Origin of the sequence: Deinococcus sp. HSC-46F16 (assembly GCF_024171495.1) — a bacterium.
GTDB lineage: Bacteria > Deinococcota > Deinococci > Deinococcales > Deinococcaceae > Deinococcus.
This window is the reverse complement of sequence record NZ_JALJZW010000004.1, coordinates 71,118-93,046: the sequence shown is the minus strand read 5'-3', so window position 1 is coordinate 93,046 and position 21,929 is coordinate 71,118. Positions and strand designations below refer to the sequence as shown.

Annotated in this window: 18 protein-coding genes and 3 tRNA genes; 10 read left to right on the top strand and 11 right to left on the bottom strand. The window is 66.5% G+C overall.

The genetic code is table 11. The features are described from left to right. Positions 1 to 168: 168 nt before the first annotated feature. The 3 genes from pxpA to L1280_RS09725 are packed head-to-tail and all read right to left on the bottom strand — an operon-like array spanning position 169 to position 2,516. Positions 169 to 927: a 5-oxoprolinase subunit PxpA gene (gene pxpA / locus L1280_RS09735; protein ID WP_253581988.1), complete on the bottom strand. Its 759-nt coding sequence runs from the start codon at positions 925 to 927 to the stop codon at positions 169 to 171. Further along, positions 924 to 1,868: a biotin-dependent carboxyltransferase family protein gene (locus tag L1280_RS09730; RefSeq protein WP_253581987.1), complete on the bottom strand. Its 945-nt coding sequence runs from the start codon at positions 1,866 to 1,868 to the stop codon at positions 924 to 926. The genes pxpA and L1280_RS09730 overlap by 4 nt, the downstream gene beginning before the upstream one ends. A gap of 6 nt (positions 1,869 to 1,874) precedes the next feature. Continuing rightward, positions 1,875 to 2,516, bottom strand: a complete 642-nt coding sequence (locus tag L1280_RS09725; RefSeq protein WP_253581984.1) for an allophanate hydrolase subunit 1 — start codon at positions 2,514 to 2,516, stop codon at positions 1,875 to 1,877. Positions 2,517 to 2,554: 38 nt separating this feature from the next. Between L1280_RS09725 and L1280_RS09720 the strand changes: the two genes are divergently transcribed. From L1280_RS09720 to L1280_RS09705, 4 genes are all read left to right on the top strand, one after another. Continuing rightward, positions 2,555 to 3,829, top strand: a complete 1,275-nt coding sequence (locus L1280_RS09720; RefSeq protein ID WP_253581983.1) for a nitrilase-related carbon-nitrogen hydrolase — start codon at positions 2,555 to 2,557, stop codon at positions 3,827 to 3,829. Between the two features lie 81 nt (positions 3,830 to 3,910). Beyond that, positions 3,911 to 3,998: transfer RNA gene (locus tag L1280_RS09715), tRNA-Ser, on the top strand. Between the two features lie 39 nt (positions 3,999 to 4,037). Continuing rightward, positions 4,038 to 4,130, top strand: a tRNA-Ser gene (locus L1280_RS09710). A 17-nt stretch (positions 4,131 to 4,147) separates the two neighbouring features. Further along, a tRNA-Arg gene (locus L1280_RS09705) sits at positions 4,148 to 4,224 on the top strand. 255 nt (positions 4,225 to 4,479) lie between these two features. On the opposite strand, the gene L1280_RS09700 is transcribed toward L1280_RS09705, so the two are convergent. From L1280_RS09700 to L1280_RS09665, 8 genes are all read right to left on the bottom strand, one after another. Then, complete coding sequence (locus L1280_RS09700) at positions 4,480 to 6,036, bottom strand: hypothetical protein (protein WP_253581981.1); 1,557 nt, start codon at positions 6,034 to 6,036, stop codon at positions 4,480 to 4,482. Continuing rightward, positions 6,018 to 6,881 (bottom strand): hypothetical protein, encoded by an 864-nt coding sequence (locus L1280_RS09695; protein ID WP_253581979.1) that lies wholly within the window; start codon positions 6,879 to 6,881, stop codon positions 6,018 to 6,020. Before L1280_RS09695 ends, L1280_RS09700 begins: the two co-directional genes overlap by 19 nt. After that, positions 6,878 to 8,014, bottom strand: a complete 1,137-nt coding sequence (locus L1280_RS09690) for a site-specific integrase (protein WP_253581978.1) — start codon at positions 8,012 to 8,014, stop codon at positions 6,878 to 6,880. Before L1280_RS09690 ends, L1280_RS09695 begins: the two co-directional genes overlap by 4 nt. A 259-nt stretch (positions 8,015 to 8,273) precedes the next feature. Further along, complete coding sequence (locus L1280_RS09685; RefSeq protein WP_253581976.1) at positions 8,274 to 8,423, bottom strand: hypothetical protein; 150 nt, start codon at positions 8,421 to 8,423, stop codon at positions 8,274 to 8,276. Between the two features lie 173 nt (positions 8,424 to 8,596). Beyond that, the gene (locus tag L1280_RS15835) at positions 8,597 to 9,796 is read right to left on the bottom strand and encodes a transposase (RefSeq protein ID WP_253581974.1); all 1,200 of its coding nucleotides are present in this window, start codon (positions 9,794 to 9,796) and stop codon (positions 8,597 to 8,599) included. Beyond that, the gene (locus tag L1280_RS09675; protein ID WP_253581972.1) at positions 9,793 to 10,317 is read right to left on the bottom strand and encodes a hypothetical protein; all 525 of its coding nucleotides are present in this window, start codon (positions 10,315 to 10,317) and stop codon (positions 9,793 to 9,795) included. Before L1280_RS09675 ends, L1280_RS15835 begins: the two co-directional genes overlap by 4 nt. Before the next feature lie 80 nt (positions 10,318 to 10,397). After that, positions 10,398 to 10,985: a hypothetical protein gene (locus L1280_RS09670; protein WP_253581970.1), complete on the bottom strand. Its 588-nt coding sequence runs from the start codon at positions 10,983 to 10,985 to the stop codon at positions 10,398 to 10,400. Beyond that, the gene (locus L1280_RS09665; RefSeq protein WP_253581968.1) at positions 10,982 to 11,545 is read right to left on the bottom strand and encodes a hypothetical protein; all 564 of its coding nucleotides are present in this window, start codon (positions 11,543 to 11,545) and stop codon (positions 10,982 to 10,984) included. The genes L1280_RS09670 and L1280_RS09665 overlap by 4 nt, the downstream gene beginning before the upstream one ends. A gap of 251 nt (positions 11,546 to 11,796) precedes the next feature. On the opposite strand from L1280_RS09665, the gene L1280_RS09660 reads away from it, so the two are divergent. From L1280_RS09660 to L1280_RS09635, 6 genes are read left to right on the top strand one after another with little or no spacing between them, the layout of a single operon-like run. Then, positions 11,797 to 14,667: an SNF2-related protein gene (locus tag L1280_RS09660; protein WP_253581966.1), complete on the top strand. Its 2,871-nt coding sequence runs from the start codon at positions 11,797 to 11,799 to the stop codon at positions 14,665 to 14,667. 41 nt (positions 14,668 to 14,708) lie between these two features. Beyond that, on the top strand, positions 14,709 to 16,424 hold the full coding sequence (locus L1280_RS09655; RefSeq protein ID WP_253581964.1) for an AIPR family protein: 1,716 nt from the start codon (positions 14,709 to 14,711) through the stop codon (positions 16,422 to 16,424). A gap of 58 nt (positions 16,425 to 16,482) precedes the next feature. After that, positions 16,483 to 16,929 carry a hypothetical protein gene (locus L1280_RS09650; protein ID WP_253581963.1) on the top strand — a complete coding sequence of 149 codons (447 nt, stop codon included), beginning with the start codon at positions 16,483 to 16,485 and terminating at the stop codon, positions 16,927 to 16,929. Continuing rightward, entirely contained in the window at positions 16,926 to 17,345 is a 420-nt protein-coding gene (locus tag L1280_RS09645; protein WP_253581962.1) for a PIN domain-containing protein, read from the top strand. Before L1280_RS09650 ends, L1280_RS09645 begins: the two co-directional genes overlap by 4 nt. Next, positions 17,342 to 19,057: a site-specific DNA-methyltransferase gene (locus L1280_RS09640; RefSeq protein ID WP_253581960.1), complete on the top strand. Its 1,716-nt coding sequence runs from the start codon at positions 17,342 to 17,344 to the stop codon at positions 19,055 to 19,057. The genes L1280_RS09645 and L1280_RS09640 overlap by 4 nt, the downstream gene beginning before the upstream one ends. Beyond that, a complete protein-coding gene (locus L1280_RS09635) occupies positions 19,054 to 21,888 on the top strand; it encodes a DEAD/DEAH box helicase family protein (RefSeq protein ID WP_253581959.1) in 2,835 nt (944 codons plus the stop codon). Before L1280_RS09640 ends, L1280_RS09635 begins: the two co-directional genes overlap by 4 nt. Positions 21,889 to 21,929: the final 41 nt, after the last annotated feature.

Genomic DNA, 21,929 nt, shown 5'->3' with positions numbered 1-21,929 from the left:
AAAAGGACGCCAAACTGTTCGCACCACTGGTCGTGCGGATTCCGGAGGAACCGTTATGGGATCATTGTGAATCCCAACCGGACTCGGAGGGTTGCGCGAGCAGAGGGAGAGCGAACAAGGATGACGGAGAGGAGTGGAGGGGCTGTAACGGATTATCCGGAATCCATATCAGTGGGCGTTCGGCGCCGCCACCCGCACCCCCGCCCCCTCCAGCGCCCGGCGCAGGTCGCGGGCCAGTTCCGCCGCCTCCGCCCCGTCCCCGTGCAGGCAAAGGGTCCGGGCGGGCACGCGCACCCTCTCTCCAGTCACCGCCGTCACCGTGCCCTGTCGCGCCAGCCGCACGCCCTGGGCGACGGCCTCGGCGTGCGGGAGGAGCGCTCCCGCCTGACCGCGCGGCCACAGCGAGCCGTCCGGGGCGTAGCCCCGGTCCGCGAAGGCCTCGCCCACCGGGGTCAGGCCCTGGGCCGCCGCCTCACGCAGCATCACGGACGCCTCGCCCGCCAGCCCGAAATACAGCCCGATGCCCGAATCCGCCGCTGCCCGCGCAATCGCGCCCGCCAGCGCCGCGTCCTTGGCGGCCATGTTGTAGAGCATCCCGTGGGGCTTGACGTGCGCCAGCCGCACCCCCTCTCGCGCCGCCACCACCTTCAGCGCCTCGATCTGCTCGCGCACGAAGGCGGTCACCTCCCCCGGCGAGAAGTGCAGCTCCCGCCGCCCGAAGCCCTCGCGGTCGGGAAAGCCGGGGTGCGCCCCCGCCGCCACCCCGTGCCGCGCCGCGAGGCGCAGGCTGCCGCGCATCGTCTCCGCGTCCCCCGCGTGGCCCCCACAGGCGATGTTGGCGCTGGTGACAAAGGGCATGACCGCCGCCTCGTGCGGGCTGCCCTCGCCCAAGTCGGCGTTGAGGTCGGTGGTGATGGTCTGACTCATGGCTCCTTGTACCACCACCGCAGCGCCCCCTCCACCCCGCGCAGGGTCCGTTCCCGCGCCCGCAGCGCCCCGTGGGCCGCCTCCAGCGTGACGGGCCGGAAGCGCACCCGGTCACCGGGCCGCAGTTGCCCCAGCGCCGGGCGGTCCACCGCCGCCACGACAAGCGGGGTGGGGTAGCCGCCGTGCGTGCCCGCGTCGCTCAGCAGCAGGATGGGCCGTCCGTCCGGCGGGAGCTGCACCGCGCCCGGCACGTTGGGCAGGCTGACCCGCGTGGGGTCGTGGGGCGCGGGCACCTCCCCGGCCAGCCGCACGCCCATGCGGTCGGCCTGCGGGCTCACGGCGAAGGAGCGGCGGGTCAGCGCCGTGAGCAGCGCCGGGGTCGCCTCGGGGGTGGGGAGGACCCGCAGCGTGAGGTCCGGCCCGGTCGGCGTCCCCAGGGTGGGGGAGAGGAAGGCCCTCGGGGGAGGCACCTCCGGCCGGGGCAGCCACCCCAGCCGGTCCCCCCGCCGCAGCGCCCGCCCCGAGAGTCCCCCGAAGCCCGCCTTGAGGTCGGTCGCGCGGCTGCCGAACACCTCGGGCACGTCCAGCCCGCCCCTCACCGCGAGCACGGCCCGTAGCCCCCGCGTCGCCGCCCCCACGTCCAACGTCGCCCCGGCGGGCACGGCGACCGCCCGGCCCAGGGGAAAGGGCTGGCCGCTCAGCGTGGCCGTGAAGGGAGCACCGCACAGCGTCACGAGGGCATCCGCGTGAAAGCGCAGCGATGGTCCCGCCAGGGTCACCTCCAGCCCCGCCGCCCCCGCCGGGTTGCCCACCAGCGCGTTCGCCAGCCTCAGTGCTATGGGGTCCGACGCCCCGCCCGCCGGCACGCCCAGCGCCAGGACCTGCCGACCCGCGTCCTGCACGGTGGTCTGGAGGCCAGGACGCAGCACTTCAATTGTCACGGGACCTCAACCATCGGCCGTCACGAACCGCACCCGGTCCCCCGGCCCCCACAGCACCGGCTCGGGCCGCCCCAGGTCGAACAGCGGCACGCCCGTGTGCCCCACGATTCGCCAGCCCCCCGGCGTCTGGCGCGGGTAGACGCCCGCCCACGGTCCCCCCAGCGCCACGCTGCCCGCCGGAACACGCTCCCTGGGCGTGGAGAGCCGGGGCATCTGAAGCTGCGGCGGCAACCCGGTCAGAAAGGCGAACCCCGGCGTGAACCCCAGAAAGGCCACCGTGAGGGTCACCCCCTCCAGCACCCGGATGAACTCCGGCCCGCTCAGTCCCACCTGCTCGGCACACCAGCCCAGGTCCGGCCCGTTGAAGGTGACGGGGAGGAGGTGCAGGCGTCCCGGCGCCGCCTCTCCCGACCGCAACCCGGCCAGCCGCTCCCGCAGGGCCGCCGTGAGCGCCTCCGGCCCAGCCTGGAGCGGGTCGTAGAGGAGGGTCAGCACGTCCAGCGCGGGCACTGTCTCCCGCACGCCGGGAAGGGGCCGCGCCGCGAGGTCCGCCCGCAGCATGGGCGCGAGGGCCGAGCGCACGACCAGGGCGGCGTCCCCCAGCGGGGTGATCTCGGTGGGCGGGCCGAACGGGGGCGGGCCAGACATGCCGCATGATTCCACGCGGGGCCGTTACGCTGGTCGGTATGACCTCCGGCGACGCCCGACCCCGCCACTTCCGCGCCCTCGCCGTGCAGCCGCACTGGAGTGCGGGGGATTTCGTCAGCGCGGACGCCTTCCGGGGCTGGCTGCGAGGGCAACTGGAACTGGCCCGGCCCCACCTCGCCGCAGACCGCCCCAACCTTGTCGTCCTGACCGAACTCAACGGGCTGCCACTGGTGCTGCGCGGGGTGCCGCTGGCCGTGCGGGCAGGAACCTTCGAGCGGGCGGCGCTCCTGCTCTTCCTGCGTCACTTCCCCCGCGCCCTCCCTGTCCTGCTGCGCGAGCGCGTCTCGCCCATCCGGGCGCTGCAAATCGCCCTGAGCGGCGAGAATGCCCAGTTGTACCTTGAAACTTGCCGTGACCTCGCCCGCGAGTACAGGGTCTACCTCTGCTGCGGCTCTACCCCCATGCCGCGCTTCCGGCTGGAGGAGGGGCGCGTGCGCCGCGAGCCGGGCGTGCTGCACAACGAAACCGTCCTGCTGGACCCCCAGGGCGACCTCATCGGCGTGGCCGACAAGGTCCACCTTACCCCCGCCGAGGAAGCCGGGGGCGTGGACCTCACGCCGGGGCCGCTGGAGGAACTGCGGGTCTTTCCCACGCCCGTGGGGGACCTGGGGGTGGCGATCAGCCTCGACGCCTTCCGCGAGGACGTGACCTCGCGGCTGGAGGCGCAGGGCTGCACGGTCCTGCTGCAACCCGACGCCAACGGTGCCCCCTGGACCGACCTGGAGGGGCTGCCGCCTGACCCCAGCGACGTGCGCGACCAACCCGTCGCCTGGCTGGAGTCGAGCTGGCAGGCCACCACCGGGGGCCGCTCCATTCGCTACGCGGTCAACCCGATGGTGGTCGGCAACCTGCTGGACCTCACCTTCGACGGCCAGAGCGCGATCACCGGCCGCGCCGAGGACGCCCCCGAGTTCCGGTCCTATGCCCTCACCGAGCCGCGCCCCGGCTTCATTGCCCTGCTGCCCTGGGTCGAGGAGGGCGAGCCGGAGCGCCTGCGGGCCGCCGGGCGCGAGCGGGCGGCGGGCAGCGGGCACCCCTGGGAAAACAGCTACCGCACGGGCGTCCTGCACGCCGACCTGACCCTGCCCCCCGCCTGGCTCACCGCTCCGCCCCGCACCTGGCATGAGGAGGCCCTGGCCGCCCTGCTGCGCGGCCAGGTGGCGTGGCCCCGGCCGGGACCCGGCTGGCGGGCCGTCGCGGTGGGGGCAGCGCTGCTGGGGCTGCTCTGGGGCGTGCAGCGGCGCAGGCGTTGACAAGTTCCGGGAGGGTGCCTATACTTCCTTTCGCGCTTGAGAAGGTTCCTCCGGGAACAGATCGGGAGCGCCCCGCCGCAAGGGGGGTTGGCCGAGTGGTTGAAGGCAACGGTCTTGAAAACCGTAGTGGGGCAACCCACCGGGGGTTCGAATCCCTCACCCCTCGCCATCAAGCAGGGCCAAGCATGACAATCTGGTGCTCTCTATTGGAGAGGTGGGTGAGCGGCTTAAACCAAGCGTTTGCTAAACGCTCGTACGCCTTAAAAGTGTACCGCGGGTTCGAATCCCGCCCTCTCCGCCAAGCACCACCACAGGCATGTGCCCGTAGCTCAGCTGGATAGAGCGTCTGACTACGGATCAGAAGGCCAGGAGTTCGAATCTCTTCGGGCACGCCACAAAAACCCCCACTAAGTGGGGGTTTTTCCGTTGGCCTTGAGCCGGTGGGCGACGGGTCAGAGCGGGCTTTTGGGGCCTTGACGACACATTTGACGACAACCCCCCCCTGTGTTTAACCCTCTTTTCCCGGACTAAGGGGACTAAGGGGAGTAGCCAGGGGGCTGAAAGCTAATGCTGTCGCCTACATGTGCAAAGCGCACCCCGCCATACACGTGGGTGCGCCCGATGTAGTCCCCTTACTCCCCTTAACCCCCCTAAAAGGGGGCCTCTTCGTCCTCCTCTTCCACTGGCAGCTGCTTTGTAGGGGCGACCTGCGCACCGTGGCAGGCGAGTTGGTAGAGCCGGACGTGACGCTTGTGGTCCATGCCCAGAGCCTGCCACTGGTAGGAACCAACCTGCGTTCCCTCCCGGCGGCGCAGGATCATGCCCAGACTCAGGGCCAGGGTGTCACGGCTCATCGGCCTGGACGTGCGGCGCAACAGGGTGGCCAGGAGCTCGCTCCCGTCCAGCAGCTTCTCACAGAGTTCCGAGGCGGTCACCTCGCCATCTGCGAACTCGGCCCACCACGCCTCGACGAACTCCTGCAACTCCTGGCGGTCCGTGTCGCGTTTCGCCCGAAACGTGCGCTGGTTGCTGCCCAAGGTGTCCCCAGGCAGGCCCATCACGTTGAGGATTCCCGAGACAATGCTGGCCCAGACGTCAAACGAGGGGAGCCTCGCTTTACCGCGCGGGCGGCCTTGTTGTTCCCAGGCGCGCATAATCGTCCCCCAGGCTTGCTGGAATGCCAGGTATTCCGCTGGCGTCGGGTCGGGGGTGTAGATCTCGTCAGAGGTGGTCTCCGGCCGGGGGGCCAGCATGATCGGCAGCGAGCGTCGCCCAGTCTCGACCCCCATGCTGAGATTGATGCCCGTGGCTATCACCACCATGTCGGCCCGGTACTGTCCCAGCGTGTTGCTGCCCAGCATACGGTCGCTCCACGTCGAGGCTGTGAGGTAGGCCTGCAACGTTGCGCTGTCCAGCATGTTGTTGTCGGAAGGGATGTTGTCAATGCAGTACACCGGCTGCTGAGACGCGAGCGCACTCGTGATGGTTTTGCGGATCTCGCCCTCGTCGTCAAGCGGCGTTTTCACATCAACCCGTGGCCTGGCCAGGCGGCAGGCCAGGATCGCCAGGACGCTCTTCCCCGCCCCCTCTTGCTGGGCGTTGATGGCGTAGAGGGGGGTGGGGCCGTTGATGTAGGGGCGCGCAATCAGGGTGACGGGCAGACTCAGAACGTTCAGCCGATCGACGTCTGTGACGAAGGGGAAGTCGGCGAACGGCTTCACCAGCAGGTTCATGGCGCGCTCAACATCGTGCGCCGTTGGATGCTCGGGGACGACCAACGTCGGCGGGAGGTCCACATAGGTGGCCGTCTCGGGGTGGTACCCCGGAGTGACGACGGTGACGCCGTTGCGGTCTACCGTGACCCCCTCGACGACCTGCTCGAGGAAGGGCATGGCCGCATCTTCCATGGCCTCCTCGGGAGCGTTGAGGGTGAGGAGGGCCGTTTCGCTGGCCAGGCCTTTGGCCGTCTTTCCCCGAGCATCCAGACGCTGTACCACGACCTGTGACTCGACAAAGAAGGTGAGGGCTTCACGGGTGAGGGGGATCAGTTCCAGCCCCCGCGCCCTGTTCCGGCGCACGTTGTACAGCCGGCCATTGTGCCAATAGATGTTGTAGGGTCCGCGGCTCAGGAGGCCCAGCAGCTGCATGACGTTCTGGCTGGAGTCGTTGCCCAGCAGGAGCGTGGGTTTTACCGACGTCTCGTCCATGTCGCCCCCCCGCGTGCGATCACGCTGTTGATGGTCCGGTGCCCGTAGGTTTCGCCGGCCGTCGCCCGATCCCATTTGGGCCGCATCAGGGCGCTGCGGCGCATCAGCTCGTCCAGGAGATCGGGGTGCGGCCCGAACCAGAACCGCAGCATGTTCAGCAGCGCGTAGTCGGCATCGCTGGCGCTCGCGTAGCCCGTGATGTCGCCCTCGTCAAAGAGGCGTTGAAATTTGCTGCCGTTCTTCGCCCGCCGGGCACGCTCCAAGGTGAGTTCGAGGTCACTTGGCGCGGGAGCCAGGGGTGTGACCCGAGGGACGACCGGCAACGGCCTCGCGGGGCCGATCATGCCGTAAATGGTGTCAATCGCCTCCTGGGCGGCTTGCAGCGTGGTGTACGGGCCGTACACGTTGCCGGTGAGGGCCGCGTACTGGCCGGGGCCGTACAGCTCGAGGCCGTTGCCCCGCGAGCGGGCGCCCGGCTTCTGCCCGAGAGCGAACGTTTTGACTCCTTTACCACTTTGGCTGACCTCGGTGTAGCTCCCCAGGCTCTCCAGCAGCCCCTCGGTGCGTTCATCCACGCGCCCCTTGAGGACGCAGTCGTCGACGTCCAACATCACCGCGCCCTCCGGCAGCACGACCCCGAGGCCGTCCGCCTCGCCCGCCGCGACGCGGGCCACCACGTCGCCGTAGGCCTCGTGGTGCCGGGGGTCGCGGTGGTTGCACGGCCGACCCTCACGGTCGACCGGCACCTTGCCCATCCGCCCATTGCCGCGCGCCACGAGGCGGTAGGGTACGGCGCACCACGCCTGCATCTCGCCGGGTACCTTCCACAGGTGATCAGGGGTCATTCTTCCTCCAACAAAAACCCGGTCATTTCACCCGCTTGGCGCAGCTCGTCGTCATACAGGTGGGCGTAGTAATCAATTGTTGTGCGCACGTCCGCGTGGCCCATCAGCCGCGAGAGGGTGAGGATCCCGACGCCCTGGCGGCGCATGATGGCGGCGTACGTGTGGCGCAGACCGTGCACATGGATGCGCGGCAGCTCGAGGGCACTTGCCGTACGATTGAGGATCAGAGCCAGCCGCTCGCGGGTGTAGGGGCGGCCCGTGCGCGTGGCCGCGACTAGATCACCCGGACGACCGCGGCCCATTGCGGACTGCGCCGCGTGGTGGGCGAGCAGCCGGTCGCGCAGCTGGTTGGGGATGTGCAGCGTTCGGCGGCTGCGGCGGCTTTTGGGGTCAGTCACTGTCCCTCGGCCACGGATGTCCGTGATCTGCCGCTGCACCCGCAGAGTCTGACTGCGAAGGTCTATGTCCTGCCATTCCAGGCCGCGCACCTCGCCGACGCGCAAGCCCTGGACCAACATCATCTCAATGGCGATGCCTTCGGGGAGCGTGCGGACGTGGGCCAGCGCCCGCTGGGCTTGCGCGGGTTCCCAGTACGTAATTGACCGCCTCTCCGCGCGTGGGGGCGTGAGCAGGGAGGCCCGCACCCCAGGGAACAGCCGCTGGTGCAGCTGAGCGTGTGTAACGATGGCCACCACGAGTTTGACCGCCCGCCGCTGGGCGGAGGCGCTGGCGCCGCTCTGGGCGATGCTACGCCGCCAGACCGCCAGCCGCTCGTCGGTGATGGCCGAGACGGGGAGGGGCAGCAGCCCGCCGATCAGCCCCTCGGGCCGCGCGGTGTGGCGGTAGGTGGCCAGCGTTTTGGGGGCTAAGTCATGCCGTGCGATATAGCGTTGGGCCACGTCGCCGAGGGTCAGACGCAGCGCCGCCTGCGCGGCTGCGACGCTTGCGTACTGCCGCACGTGGTCCGCGTATACCTGGGCCTGTTCCATTACCTCGGCTTTGCTGTTGCCATACTTAGAAACTCGCTCGGTTTGGCCGTCGTATTGCTTGATAGTGATCTTAATTTCGTACTTGTTACGGTCCCGTCTTTTGCTGGGCGTGTGGATGATTACAGTGTTGCGCTTATCATTCATGCTCTGCCTCTAGGAATGAAAAAAGGCACCTCGGTCTTTTATAAGACCGAGGTCACGTAGGTCGCCGCGTCAAATGACGGACGAGATCAAAAGGGTGCCCTACCTACCAGCGGAAGTCACTGGGGCAACGGGCACCACGGGCGCATAGCATGCGCCGGGAGATCAACAGCCGGGGCTGCATCTCGGGGACTGCTTAGAGTCCTGCAGTGAAGGGGATTTTCACACCGCCGTTAGCGTAGCAGATGGCCAGCTGCCCGTGTCAACGCCGAGCGCGAACGGGCATCAGCAGAGCCACCCCTGGACGTGGCCCCTGCCCTGCCCGCACCCCGGAGCGCCGCGTCACGAGCAGCACCTCACCGATGCTGGCCCGCATCACAGTAGCGCGCACATCACGCATCAAGGTGGTCATGGGGACTTCGGCGTCGTGGGATGTCTTGGGGTCCGCCGGGCGCAGCCACGCCACTTGCACACCATGGCGGACGATGAGCTGGGGCGTCCCCAACTCGGCAGCTTGGACATGCTGGCGTGTGGCCCGGGTCAGTTGGGTCAACGTGACCACAGTCATGGGGACAGGGGTATCGGTCATGAGTGCAACCCCCGCAGCATACGCATCCCCTCCCGGCGGTGATAGCGCGCCGCGTTGGTGTCCGCGTCCGCCACCCCATGCTCAGGGCAGCGGAACACGCGCCCATCGCGGTGGCCCTCGGCGGCGCACCAGCCGCAGCGGTGACTGCTGCGCCAGGGTGGTACGGCAACGACACGCGACCCCGTGACGCGGGAGAGGGCCGTGAGCCAGTAGCGCCACTCGGTCACCCCGCTGAGGGCCATTCCCTCGAGTTCGGCGCTGCCCGCCAGTCCACGCCAGTTGGTCGCCTCGACAGCCACACCCCGGTACCGCAGCACCATCCGGAGGGCCTCGTCCAGCTGCGCGGCTCGCCGCGCGAACTGCACCTGCCTCACCATGGCGTCGCTGAGCGGGCTGCTGATTCCACCTGGGGGCTGCCAGCACCCTGTGGGCAGCGGTGGGGCCGGAACATGGCCCTCATCGTCGGCGCTGACCCAGGTGATCAGCTGGTGCACCCCTACGTCGATGCCGACAGTGTCGTCCACACTGGCACGGGGGAGCCAGGCGGGCGGAACACGGAGAGCCCAGGTCACTGCCCAGCCGTCCGTGCCGTCCGGCTGGCGGTAGCGCCGCAGGGTGGCGTGCCGGGTGCGCTCCACCTGCGGGTGCGAGGCAGGCGCCGCCGGGATGGGGCGAACCAGCAGTGCAGCGTGCCGTCGGGCCAGCATGTGCAGCTCGCTGAGGGCGGTCGTGGTGCCCGCGGCGTCACGTTCGGCCCACGCAGCGTAGTGCTGGTGGCACGCCTGAGCCACCTGAGCCCCGTCACGCAGTAGCACCGCCGAGAGCCGCAGAGGCAACCGCCAGATGTCCGCGAGAAGGGGCGCCTGCACCCCCTCGATGCAGACTTGGTAGGGGTCCATGGCAACGACCGCCTCGTCGAGGGGGACGCTCGCGCTGTCTCGCCTCGTCCCCGCGTGCATCGCCCGGCTGACAGCCCCACGCACCAGAGACGGAGGCACACTGTCCCGCAGGTCGAGCGTGCGGCTGACCTGTGCCGCAAGGCGGCTGACTGCGGCAGGGTCGCGGCTATGGCGGCCTGCCCCGCGGAGCAGGGTGTCGATGGCGGTTCCGGTGGCCAGGCAGTGCTGGAGCCACGCGGCCTGTTCCGGGTTGGGGTGGATGGGCGTACTCAGGCTGATCAGGACGCGGTCGCTCACAGTAACCCCTCTGGCCAGGGCGTCGACTCCGGAGCCAAGGGGGGGTCAGGCACAAAGAAGCGCAGCCTCCACGGCCACCCGTAATCAGTGCCGCACACGTACACGGGCCGGTGGATGGGGACCGGCGTGTCGGGGTCGGTGTCCCCGTCCACGTCAAGGAGGTAGACGGGATTGATGCCCATGATCTGGAGCAAGTCATGGGCAGTTGCGATGGGCCAGTTCGGGGTGACGGCTGCGTACAGCACGGTGGGCCAGTAGGGGCGCATCGGCGGCGGGCGGCGGGCATGGGCGTGCCACTGGGCTGCCCGCGTGATGGCCGTGGCCGTGTCGGTGGGTCCGGTCGGCTGGAGCCGAAACACTGATGGGAGGGGTGAGGGCTGCGGCCGAATCGTGAAACCGCCACGTGCCAGGGCGCGGGCAGTGGCGAGGGCGTTCCGCCACTGGCGGCCGAGGGCGAGGGCTTCGCTGAAACCGTCGCCGGTGACGGTAACGTGGATGCGTTGGATGGTGACCTCCTGCACGGGGTGGATGTGGGGGGACCCCCTCCCGTGTCCAAGGTCATGGGGGCCGGGGTCAACCCCCGGCCCCCACTCACGCGCGGTTATGCCCGGCGCCTGCCGGGGCGGAGGCGCTGCATCCACTGCCATACCCTGTGCCACAGCGCCCGGAGGTGGTTGGTCGGACTGTTGTTAATCATCGCCTCAATCAAGGTCTGCTGGGTGTCCAGCGTCTCTTGCTGCGTGTGGTAAGCCGCCGCCAGGCCCTGAAGCTGCCCTTGAAGTTCACGCACCTGCTCTCTGAGGGCGGCGAGGCTGCCGTCCAGCTCCGTTTCCTCGATCGTGGTCAACCGCCCATGCAGCGCGTGCAGAGCCTCGTGCATCTCGGCAGGAGTGAGCAACTCTTCGCCCATGGGGAGCTCGACCCCACGGTGTAAGAGAGCGGCCCGCAGCGCGGTCTCGAAGGTGCCGCCCGCTAATTTGGCCTCCATAAGGACATCAGCGACGTTGCTGGTGTACTGGCGGGCATTGCCCCGGCGGGGAATTGCCGTGCCACACACGTTTTCGAGCTTCTGCACGAGCTGATTCCGCCGCTCGGGGCTGAGGCCCAGGTGCTGATCCAGGGTGCTCACGGTGATGGAGACGCCGCCCGTCAAAAACTCTTCGACCCCCATAGTCCCCGCGGCGGTCACCCCGTGACCCCCGTCCAGTTGATGACCATGACGCGGGTGTGCAGCAGGTTGGGGTAGATCTCGTCCAGCAGCGTCTCGATGACGCGGGCGTGGGCCGCCGACGGCGTCACCCAGAGCATGGGGTTGGGGCCGTAGGCGATGATTTTGTCGCGCAGGCGGCTACGGCTGTAGCTGCCCGAACTGTACTCGATGATCCACCGCCGCTCGCTGCCCTGCGGCAGCATCTGGTGCCAGATGCCGTCCGGGACCGTGCCGGGGATGAGTTGCCCCTCGCAGGTGCGCCGTACCGTGAACTCAGCCTGCGGCCTCCAGATGATGGGGTCGGGGGCGACGCCGCTCTTCCGCCGGGCCAGGCCCATGCCGCAGTACTGCACCTGGGTGTGTGCGCTCAATCTGGCCGTATGCTGATCACGTACCAGCACGGGGACGCGGACGGTGGAGCGGCTGCGGGCGGTGACCCGGGCCTGGAGGGGCACGATCAACATCCCGCACTGGACGAGGATGGAGAGGGTGCTAGCGCTGTCGTCGGGGATCAACCCGGCCCCGACGAGCGCCGCCACGGGAATGACGCGGTCAACCCGAATTTCCCGTTGTAGAGCTGCAAAATCGATATCCACATGCCTAGCCTGCCAGCTGCGTCGCGTCTCCGCAGGCCGGATGCATTGATTTCTGAAAGTTAAGATTTGGTTAAGGTGGAGGTGCGATGAGGTGAGCAGGGGTGCTTGTGGGCCAGGTCATCAGCCGCCTTGACCGCAGATCGCACCGGATGATGCGCTTCTTGAGCGATGAGGCACGGCTATGCTGAGACCGCATGAGCACGCCCTATCACGCGCAGGTCTACGCGCATGAACTGACGCGCCGGGTCTCCGCGAACGATGACGATAAGCTCGCAGGTGCCCTCGTGGACGCGCAGGTGGACCTCAACCCACATCAGGTCGAGGCGGCACTTTTCGCGTTCCGTTCTCCGCTCTCCAAGGGCGCCCTACTTGCCGATGAGGTTGGGTTGGGAAAGACCATCGAGGCGGGATTGGTCATCTCGCAGAAGTGGGCGGAGCACAAGCGGCGCATCCTGATCATCACACCCGCCAACCTGCGCAAGCAGTGGGTGACAGAGCTGGACGAGAAATTTTTCCTGCCCGCGCAGATTCTGGAGACTGCCAGCTTCAATGCGGCCGTGAAGGGGGGGGAGGTCAACCCGTTCGACGGGCCCCACATCACTGTCTGTTCCTATCAGTTCGCAGCCCGCAAGAAGGATCTGCTGCGCCTCACGCCGTGGGACTTGGTGGTGATGGACGAGGCCCATCGACTGCGCAACGTCTACCGGACCTCGAACGTGATCGGCAATGCCCTCAAAGACGCGCTGGACGGTGTGCCCAAGCTGCTGTTGACCGCGACGCCTCTGCAAAACAGCCTGTTGGAGCTGTATGGCCTGGTCAGCTTGATTGACGGCACGGTGTTCGGAGACGTCGCCAGTTTCCGCGAACAGTACGCGAACCTGAACAACCCGGCCACCTTTCAGCACCTCAAGCGTCGCCTCGCTCCACTGTGCCACCGTACCCTGCGCCAGCAGGTCACCCAGTACGTCAACTACACCCGGCGGCATGTCCTCGTCGAGGAGTTCACGCCGCACCGAGACGAGCAGGCCCTCTACGAGCAGGTAAGCGCCTTTCTGCAACGCGACACGCTGGCCTCCCTGCCCAACAGCCAGCGCACGCTGGTAACGCTGATCCTGCGCAAGCTGCTCGCATCAAGTTCCTATGCCATCGCCGGGGCTCTGGGCAGCATCCGTGACCGGGTGCAGGCGGAGTTGAGCCGCAGCGCGCCCGGCACCTTAGAGGATGACCTCGCCACGGACTACGAGACGCTGGAAGAGACCGCCGAGGAGTGGCCGGAGGACGGCGAGGCACTTTCGGAGGGGCAGCGCGCGATGCTTACCGAGGAGGTCGCCGAACTCGAAGCTCTCTTGCTCAGGGCGCGCAGCATCCGGCAGAACGCGAAGGGCGAGGCGCTGTTGGGAGGCCTGAAACGCGCCTTTGAAGCCGCCGAGCGGCAGGGGGCAAGCCGCAAGGCCATTGTCTTCACCGAGTCGCGCAAGACCCAGGACTACCTGCTGTCTCTGCTAGAAGGGCACGGGTACACCGGGAAGGTCGTTCTGTTCAACGGCACCAACACCGACGAGCGCAGCCGGGCCGTCTACCAGAAGTGGCTGACCGCCCACCAGGGCAGCGACCGGGTGTCCGGTTCCCGCACGGCGGACATGCGCAGCGCCCTGGTCGACGAGTTCCGCGACCACGCCGAGATCATGATCGCCACCGAGGCGGGTGCCGAGGGCATCAACCTCCAGTTCTGCTCCCTGGTGGTGAACTATGACCTGCCCTGGAACCCGCAACGCATCGAGCAGCGCATCGGGCGCAGCCACCGCTACGGGCAAAAGCACGACGTGGTCGTGCTCAACTTCCTGAACAAAGGCAACGAGGCCGACCAACGCGTGTACGAGCTGCTGAGCGAAAAGTTCAAGCTGTTCGAGGGCGTGTTTGGGAGCAGCGACGAGGTGATCGGCGCCATCGGCAGCGGCGTGGACTTCGAGAAGCGGGTTGCCGACATCTACCAGCGGTGCCGCAGCCCGCAGGAGATCCAGGCGGCCTTCGACGCGCTTCAGGCCTCGCTCAGCACCGAGATCAACGCCGCGATGAGCCGGACCCGGGCGCAGCTTCTGGAAAATTTCGACGAGGAGGTGCGCGAGAAGCTGCGGCTGCGACAGGAGGAAAGCCGCGAGCAACTGACCCGCTTCACCCGGCTGCTGATGAACCTGACCCGCATCGAGCTGGAGGGGCGGGCCTCCTTCGACTCGGAGTCCGGGCGCAGCTTCACCCTCCACCGCCCGCCTCGAGACGATGTGGCCCCCGGGCGCTACGCGGTGCCCAGCCGGGACGAGCGACTGCGGGAAGGCGGTGGAGTGGGGCCCGGTGAACATCGGTACCGCCTAGGCCACCCCCTCGCGCAGCACCTCGTGGAGCAGGCCAAGGCGCGGTTCCTGGCCGGTGAGGTGGAGCACCTGCACTTCGACTACGGCGCCCACACGGGTCATATCGGTGCCCTCCGGGAGAGGCAGGGCAGCAGCGGCTGGCTGTCCCTGGCCCTGTACCGGGTCGAGGCGCTGGGGCAGACCGAAGAGCATCTGCTGTGGAGTGCCGTGACCGACGAGGGTGAGCTGCTGGCCCCCGAGATCACCCAGAAGCTTTTCGAGCTGCCGGCGCGGGTGAGCCCGGCCTCGGGAACGCCGCCCCCTGTCTTGCAAGACTTGCGCGAGCAGGCCCGGACGAGCCGCCGCGAGGCCATCAACCGGCGCAACTTGCAGGCCTTTGAAGAGGCGGCAGCGCGCATCGACACCTGGTCGGAAGACCTAAAGATTGGTTTGGAGCGGGAGATCAAGGAGTTGGACCGGCAGATCAAGGAGGCCCGGCGCGGGGCGACGACGGCGGGCACCCTGCAAGCCAAGCTCGACGGGCAACGGCTGGTGCAGGATTTGGAGAAGAAGCGCACCCAGAAGCGGCGCAGCCTGTTCGACGAGCAGGATCGGATTGACGAGAAGCGGCAGGAACTGATCGACCAGTTGGCCGCGAAACTGGAGGAACGCGAAGAAATGACGCCCCTATTCACCATCCGCTGGAGCTTGTCATGAGTGGGGCGTTCACCCGCCCGCCTACGTTGAGGGTAGCCGTTTTGAAGGACGAGGAACGGGCGCGTGTTGAGGCTGCCCTGACGCGGCGCTTCCTCGACACAAACCTGATTCCCGACCTTCCAGACGAGCCTGAGGAACCGGTCAAGTCCGCAGAGGAAAAGCGGAAAAACCGCCTATCTAAGGCGCTCGCCGCTTACACAGTGGCGGGGCTGTGTTGCCTATCGGACAACGACAGCATCGGATGCCTAGTTGATGGCGAGGAGGACAACGGCATCGACGCCATCCACATCCAAGGCGACACCGTGTATCTGATCCAGGCCAAGTACAAGCGTGGGGAGCCAGACCGGGACGACGACATCCATCCCTTCGTTAAAGGAGCCCGCGACCTGCTGGACGGTCACTACAATGACTTTAGGAACCCCCTGTTTCTCGACAGGCAGACCGAGATCGATCAGGCCATGACAGCGCCTGGATTGAAGCTGGTCCTCGTCTTCGTGCACATGGGTGAGATCGTGAAAGACCATGCCCTGCAACTGCTGACAGATTTCTGTCGGCAGACGGGCAGCACCTTTCACGACATCAACGGACAGCTGATTCACATGGCCTTACTGACTGACGAAAGGCGGCCTGAGATTGAGGCCAGGCTGACGCTTCACCACCACCGGCTCATGGAGACAGCACCGAGGGTCGCCTTCGGCTTGATTCATGTGCGGCAGCTCGCCGAGCTGTTCCATGAGTACGGCCCTCTGCTGTTTGACCAGAACATCCGGAGCTTTTTAGGCCGTAACTCCCTAAACCGTGATATCGAGACGTCCCTGCGCACAACGCCCGAGCTCTTCGTCCACTACAACAATGGCATCACCATGACCTGCACGCATTTAGAAGCACCGAGAGGCCAGCGAACACAGGGCAACTACAGAGTGCAAAGATTATCCATCGTCAACGGCGCACAGACCGTTGGCAGCATCGCTCAGGCCGTGCCTCCGGGAGACCCCAACCCGCCAGAGGCTTATGTCATGGTTACCCTCATTGAGACTCAGGACGCGGGCGCCACCTTTGCTGTGGACGTGACCCGTGCCCGCAACACCCAGAATCCCATTCCCGCAGAAGCGTTCGCGGCGCAGGACGTGACCCACGAGCACCTGCGGCAGAAACTCGCCATGCAGGGGATCCAGTACGTTTACAAGCCCGGCCGAGATCGGCGGGAGGCGCACTGCACCCTCGAGGATGTGGCGAACACGCTCGCCATGTTCAGCGCCGATCCCACCGACGCCCTGACCCGCGACGTCTCGGAGCTGCTCAAGGTCGGTAGCCCGGCGTATCAGCGCCTGTTCGGGACTAACCTGCGTCGGCTGGAGCCTGAGCGCCTGTACCGCATGGTGCAGGTCTTTCAGCAGGTGGAACGGACGCTGGCCGAGTACCGGCGCACCGCTCCTAGCCGCAGCCTAGAACGGCTTTTCTACAGCAGAATGCGGCCCCTTATCCGCTGCTGGATTGCCAAGCGCAGCCGGGTAGTTAAGGGTAACTCGGCCCTCCTGCTCAGCAACGCCGAGGCGGGCACCGTGTCCCAAGACATTGAGCGCTACGCCGGGCAGGTTTTGCAGGCGACTCTGGCCTACTCAGACGCGAACTCGCGGGGCGTGACTGCCATCAGCAACAGTCTGGCCGACTGCCGCACCATCCTCAGCAATCTGGAAGACCAGTGGCGGGAAGAGCAGCGGGCGGCGGCACAGCGAGCAGAGGCGCAGCGAAACTGACCCCTGGAAGGCCTATGGTCCTCACCACGCTTTCCCAGGTCGGGCGTAAACTTTCCCAATGGGACAGATGCGGTGGACTCTCGACGCGACCCTCAAGCGGTACGCCAAGAATCCCCACGCGCTTGTCCAGGCCAGCGGCCTCGCCAAGACGACGGTGTACAGCATCGTCAACGGCGAGACCACCTCGGTCGAACTGAAGACCCTGGAAAAACTGCTGCTCGGTCTGGAGCAACTGACCGGAGACCCCATGACCATCGAAGACATCCTGAAGCGTGAGGCGCCCGGTGAACTCGACCCGGCGTTGCACGCCCAACTTCTGAACGCCGAACCCTTCGACTGGGAGGAGACGCGCAAGCTCATCCCCGAGTGGACGCCCGAGGAAAAGGCCGAGAACGACGAGTTCTGGCTGGAGCAGGAGCGGGACCGCCGGGGCCGGGGCGACAAGCGCAGCCTGCGTCTCGACGCCTTGTGGAACGAACTGAGCGAGCAGGATCAGGCCCAGTGACCCTTCCCGCCCTGCCCCCCCTGGTGCTTGACACCAACATCATCGGGTACATGTACCGGGGAGACGCGCTCGGCTCGGCCTATGCCGAGCGCCTGAAGGGGCACCTCACCGTCGTTGCGTTTCAGACTGTGGCTGAAGTGCGGTTCGGCATGGCGAAGGCGGGCTGGGGCGACCGGCGACGCATGGATCAGGAGCGCTTCATGGCACGGTTCCGGCCCATTTTCCCCACCGACAGCGTCTGTACCCACTGGGCGCACGCCATGCTCGGTGCGCGGCGGGCGGGCCATCCCATCGACACCGCTGATGCCTGGATCGCTGCCACCGCCCTCGCCCTGGGATGCCCCCTCGTCACCCACAACGCCGCCGACTACGCCGGTGTTCCCAACCTGAAGATCATTTCGGAGCAACCTCTATGACCGACCGACCGAAGCAGCGCAACCTGAAACTGGAACTCACCTGGGTGGGCAAGGATCACCGCCCCCGCCTGGAGCCGCGCATTCTGCTGCCCGACGAGGAACGCAGCTACACGGCAGATGCCCGGGTCGATGACAACGACCAGTTCGACAACATGCTGATCTTCGGTGACAACTTGCTGGCTCTCAAGGCTCTGGCGACTGACAACAAGGTGAAGGGGCAGGTCAAGTGTATTTTTATTGACCCGCCCTACAACACTGGTAGCGCCTTCGAGCACTATGACGACGGCATGGAGCATAGCTTGTGGCTAGGTATGATGCGAGAGAGACTGGAACTTCTACGCGATTTATTAACTGAAGATGGTAGTATTTGGATTAGCATTGATGATAACGAAGCTCATTACTTAAAGGTCTTGTGTGATGAGATTTTTGGGCGACAAAATTTCGTTGCCGATGTGATTTGGGAGAAAAGTGACAGTCCGAGAATGGACGCGCGAACATTCTCTGTTCGACACGACCATGTTCTAGTCTTTTCCCGTAACATCGAGAGCCTCTACCTTGGTCGGATTCAAACCGAGATACAAGACCACTACAATAAGGTGGATGAGCAAGGAAGACGCTATTACACAAAGCCGCTTCGAGCAATGGGCGGTCAGGGAGACACTAGATTGGCGCGACCAACCTTGTACTTTGGCATAACCGCACCTGATGGCGAAATAGTTTACCCAAAGAAACAAGATGGCGTGGATGGTGCCTGGAGATGGAAGAGGGAAAAGATAGAAGCCGAGATCGACCGTATCGAATGGGTGCAGGGTCGCACAGGCTGGGTGCCTTATTATAGAATCTACGCAGAAGACGATTCCTCGCGTCCGCCTGAAACAATCTGGGCTCACGAGGATACAGGCAGCAATAGAACCTCTAAGGCCGAAGTCAAGGTTTTTAATCCCAAAGACCCCTTCTCCACTCCTAAGCCTGAACGCCTCCTTCAGCGCGTCATCCAGCTGGCTACCCAGCCCGGCGACCTCGTCTTGGACTCCTTCGCTGGTTCCGGCACCACGGGGGCCGTCGCTCACAAGATGGGTCGTCGCTGGATCATGGTCGAGCTCGGCGAGCATGCCCACACCCACATCATCCCGCGGATGCAGAAGGTCATTGACGGCACCGACCGGGGTGGAATCAGCGACGCAGTCGGGTGGAAGGGCGGCGGCGGCTTCCGGTATTACCGCCTTGCCCCCAGCCTCATCAAGTACGATTCCCGCCAGCACCCGATCATCAACCCGGAGTACAACGCCGAGATGCTGGCTGAGGCGTGCTGCAAGCTTGAAGGGTTCACCTACGACCCCTCGCAGGCGGTGTGGTGGCAGCACGGACGCAGCAGCGAGCGGGACTTCCTGTTCGTCACGACCCGCTACATGAGCCACAGCGACCTGCTCGACCTGTCCGAGGAAGTTGGGCCGGAGCGCAGCCTGCTGGTACTGGCGAAGGCCTACGACCGGAATGGCGACGTGTTCGACAACCTGACCGTCAAGAAGATTCCGGACGCCGTGCTGGGCCTATGCGAGTGGGACCACGACGACTACAGCCTGAAGGTCGCCAACCTCCCCAAGGCGAAGCCCGAGCCAGAACCCGTCAGCACGGCCACCGGAGCGAGGACACCGCGTAAGGGCAAGGTGGCCGCCGTGCCGGGCCTGTTCGACATGGGTGGTGAGGCGTGACCACCTCGCCCGCGACGCCGCACACCCTGACTGAGCACAACCCCAAACTGGTCAAGATGCTCTCGGATCGCCTGAGCCTGCGTGCCCCACAGCGCGAGGCCCTCGAAATCCTGGACACCCTGTTCGGCAAGGAATTGCCCCCCAAGGCCGACGAGGGGCTGGACCCCGAGGAGTGGGTCGCCCGCATCCGGGCAGCCCTTCCAGCCCGAACCGACTTTCGGGAGTTCGAGCGCGAGTTCGTCTCATTGGCCTTTGCCCTGGCGACGGGTGTTGGCAAGACCCGGCTGATGGGGGCGATGATCGCCTACCTGCACCTTCTGCACGGCGTGCGGCACTTCTTCGTGCTGGCCCCGAACCTGACCATCTACAACAAGCTGATTCAGGACTTCTCCTCGACCAGCCCCAAGTACGTCTTCAAGGGCCTCCAGGCCTTCGTGGTGGACCCCCCGGTCATCATCACGGGCGAGGACTACACCCAGCGGGACTGGGCTGCGGACTCGCTGTTCGGGCGGGTGCAGATCAGCATCTTCAACATCTCCAAGATCAACTCGGAGGTGCGCGGCGGGCGCGAGCCCCGCATCCGCAAGATGCAGGAAGCGCTGGGCCAGAGCTACTTCGAGTACCTCCAGGGGCTGCCCGACCTCGTGCTGCTCATGGACGAGTCGCACCGCTACCGCGCCTCGGCGGGCGTGCGCGCCATCAACGAGTTGCGGCCCCGCCTGGGCCTGGAACTCACCGCGACGCCCTACGTGGAGACCTCGCGCGGCCCCACCCCGTTTCGCAACATCGTGCAGGACTACCCGCTGGGACGCGCCATCGCGGACAAATACGTCAAGATTCCGGCGGTGGTCACTCGCGAGAACTTCAACCCGGCGGGCCTCAGCACGGAAGACCTGGAGCACATCAAGCTCGCCGACGGCGTGCGCCTGCACGAGAGCGTCAAGGTGGAACTCGACCACCACGCGCGCGAGACGGGGGAGAAGTACGTCAAGCCCTTCATGCTGGTGGTCGCCCGGGACACCACCCATGCGAGCCAGCTCCTCTCGCTGATCGAGTCTTCCGACTTCTTCGACGGGCGCTACGCGGGCAAGGCCATCCAGGTGGACTACACCTCGGAAGACCTGATGATCGAGCGGTTGATCAAGGTCGAGGATCCGGATGAGCCGACCGAGATCGTCATTCACGTCAACATGCTCAAGGAGGGGTGGGACGTCACCAACCTCTACACCATCGTGCCGCTGAGGGCCGCCAACGCCCGCGTGCTGATCGAGCAGAGCATCGGGCGCGGGCTGCGCTTGCCCTACGGCAGGCGGGTCGAGCGCCGCATCGTGAACGCGGACGGAAAGCGGGTCACCGACCCCATCGACCGCCTCAACATCGTCGCGCACGACAAGTTTCAGGAGATCATCGAGGAGGCCAACCGGGACGACAGCCTGCTTAAGCTCGTGGACCGCGTGCTGCTGGACGAGCGGGGCGGGGTGCCGCCCTCGGTGCCGGTCCTGGCCGCGCCGGGCGTTCGGGGTCTGCTGGGGCTGGACACGCTGCGGGTGCCCGCTCAGCAGGCGGCTGAGGAGGGGGCCGAGGGAACGCCGGTGGCCGACCCGATCGCCGGGGAGTCCGAGAACCCAGTCCTAGCGCCCCAGCCTATTTTCACGCCTGCCGAGCAGCCGGTGGCCCGCGAAGTCTACCGCGCCGTACAGGAGATCAGCCGGGAGGTGGCCGCGGTGCCCCGGGTCGAGGCGCTGCGCTCCCCTGAGGTACAGCAGCGGCTGGTGGAGCGGGTACAGGCCAAGCTGCCCACCGTGCAGCCGACGCTGCTGGACGGCGCGCAGGCCCCCGTGCCAGACGTGGCGGGAATCGTCGCCCGCACGGCCGAGCTGCTCGTCGAGCGCACCATCAGCATTCCCCGCATCGTGGTGGTGCCCGAGGGCGAGGCGAGGCGCGACTTCCAGCCGTTCACCCTGGACCTGAGCCGCGTGAACTACGCGCCCCCCAGCCGCACCCTGGTGGTGCAGAACCTGAACGACAACACGCAGGAGTGGGTGCAAGCGGTGCACGGCGGCCAGATCGTCGAGCGGAACTTGCAAGACCTCGTGGTGCGGGGCCTGCTGAGCAACCCCGAGATCAGCTACGACGAGAACGCAGACACGCTGTTCGACCTCGCCGATCAGGTCGTCGGGCACTTCGAGGCCAAGGGGCACGACTACGAAACCATCCGGGACATCCTGATCGCCCACGAGCGCGACCTTTCCCGCCTGATCTTCACGCAGATGGAAGGGCACCAGAAGCAGGGTCAGGTGCGCTACGCCCATGAAATCCGGCAGGGCTTCACGGAACTGCGCAGCAGTACGCTGAACTACAGCCGAGGCGGGCTGCTGGGCAACCCCCAGGCCCGCCCTCCCGCCGGGCTGCGAATCGAGGCTTGCGTGTACACCGGCTTTCAGCGCAGCCTGTACCCCCAGGTCAAGTTCCAGTCGGACGCCGAGCGGGTTCTTGCCCTGGTGCTCGACCGCGACAGCCTGAAGTGGTTCCGGCCCGTCAAGGGCCAGTTCCTGATGACCTACCGCCTGGGGCACCAGATGCACGACTACCTACCTGACTTCGTGGCCGAGACGGGCAGCGAGATCCTGATGCTGGAGGTCAAGGCCCAGAACGAGCTGGACGACGCTGAGGTCCAGGAAAAGGCGCGGGTGGCGCGGGAGTGGTGCGAGGCGGCCAGCCAGCACGCGCGGCGGTACGGTGGAAAACCCTGGCGTTACGCGATCATTCCTCACACGGCCATCGCCCAGAACCAGACGCTGATGAACCTCGTCGAACAGGGTGCTGGTTAAGGGGTAGGCCTGGATGCCCAGCCGGATTCACGTCCAGGGGC

Coding starts and splice junctions, on each gene's coding strand:
- L1280_RS09700 (WP_253581981.1), bottom strand. CDS start 6,036: ATGGACGAGACGTCGGTAAAACCCACGCTCCTGCTGGGCAACGACTCC.
- L1280_RS09695 (WP_253581979.1), bottom strand. CDS start 6,881: ATGACCCCTGATCACCTGTGGAAGGTACCCGGCGAGATGCAGGCGTGG.
- L1280_RS09725 (WP_253581984.1), bottom strand. CDS start 2,516: ATGTCTGGCCCGCCCCCGTTCGGCCCGCCCACCGAGATCACCCCGCTG.
- L1280_RS09685 (WP_253581976.1), bottom strand. CDS start 8,423: ATGACCACCTTGATGCGTGATGTGCGCGCTACTGTGATGCGGGCCAGC.
- L1280_RS09640 (WP_253581960.1), top strand. CDS start 17,342: ATGACCGACCGACCGAAGCAGCGCAACCTGAAACTGGAACTCACCTGG.
- L1280_RS09650 (WP_253581963.1), top strand. CDS start 16,483: ATGGGACAGATGCGGTGGACTCTCGACGCGACCCTCAAGCGGTACGCC.
- L1280_RS09660 (WP_253581966.1), top strand. CDS start 11,797: ATGAGCACGCCCTATCACGCGCAGGTCTACGCGCATGAACTGACGCGC.
- L1280_RS09720 (WP_253581983.1), top strand. CDS start 2,555: ATGACCTCCGGCGACGCCCGACCCCGCCACTTCCGCGCCCTCGCCGTG.
- L1280_RS09690 (WP_253581978.1), bottom strand. CDS start 8,014: ATGAATGATAAGCGCAACACTGTAATCATCCACACGCCCAGCAAAAGA.
- pxpA (WP_253581988.1), bottom strand. CDS start 927: ATGAGTCAGACCATCACCACCGACCTCAACGCCGACTTGGGCGAGGGC.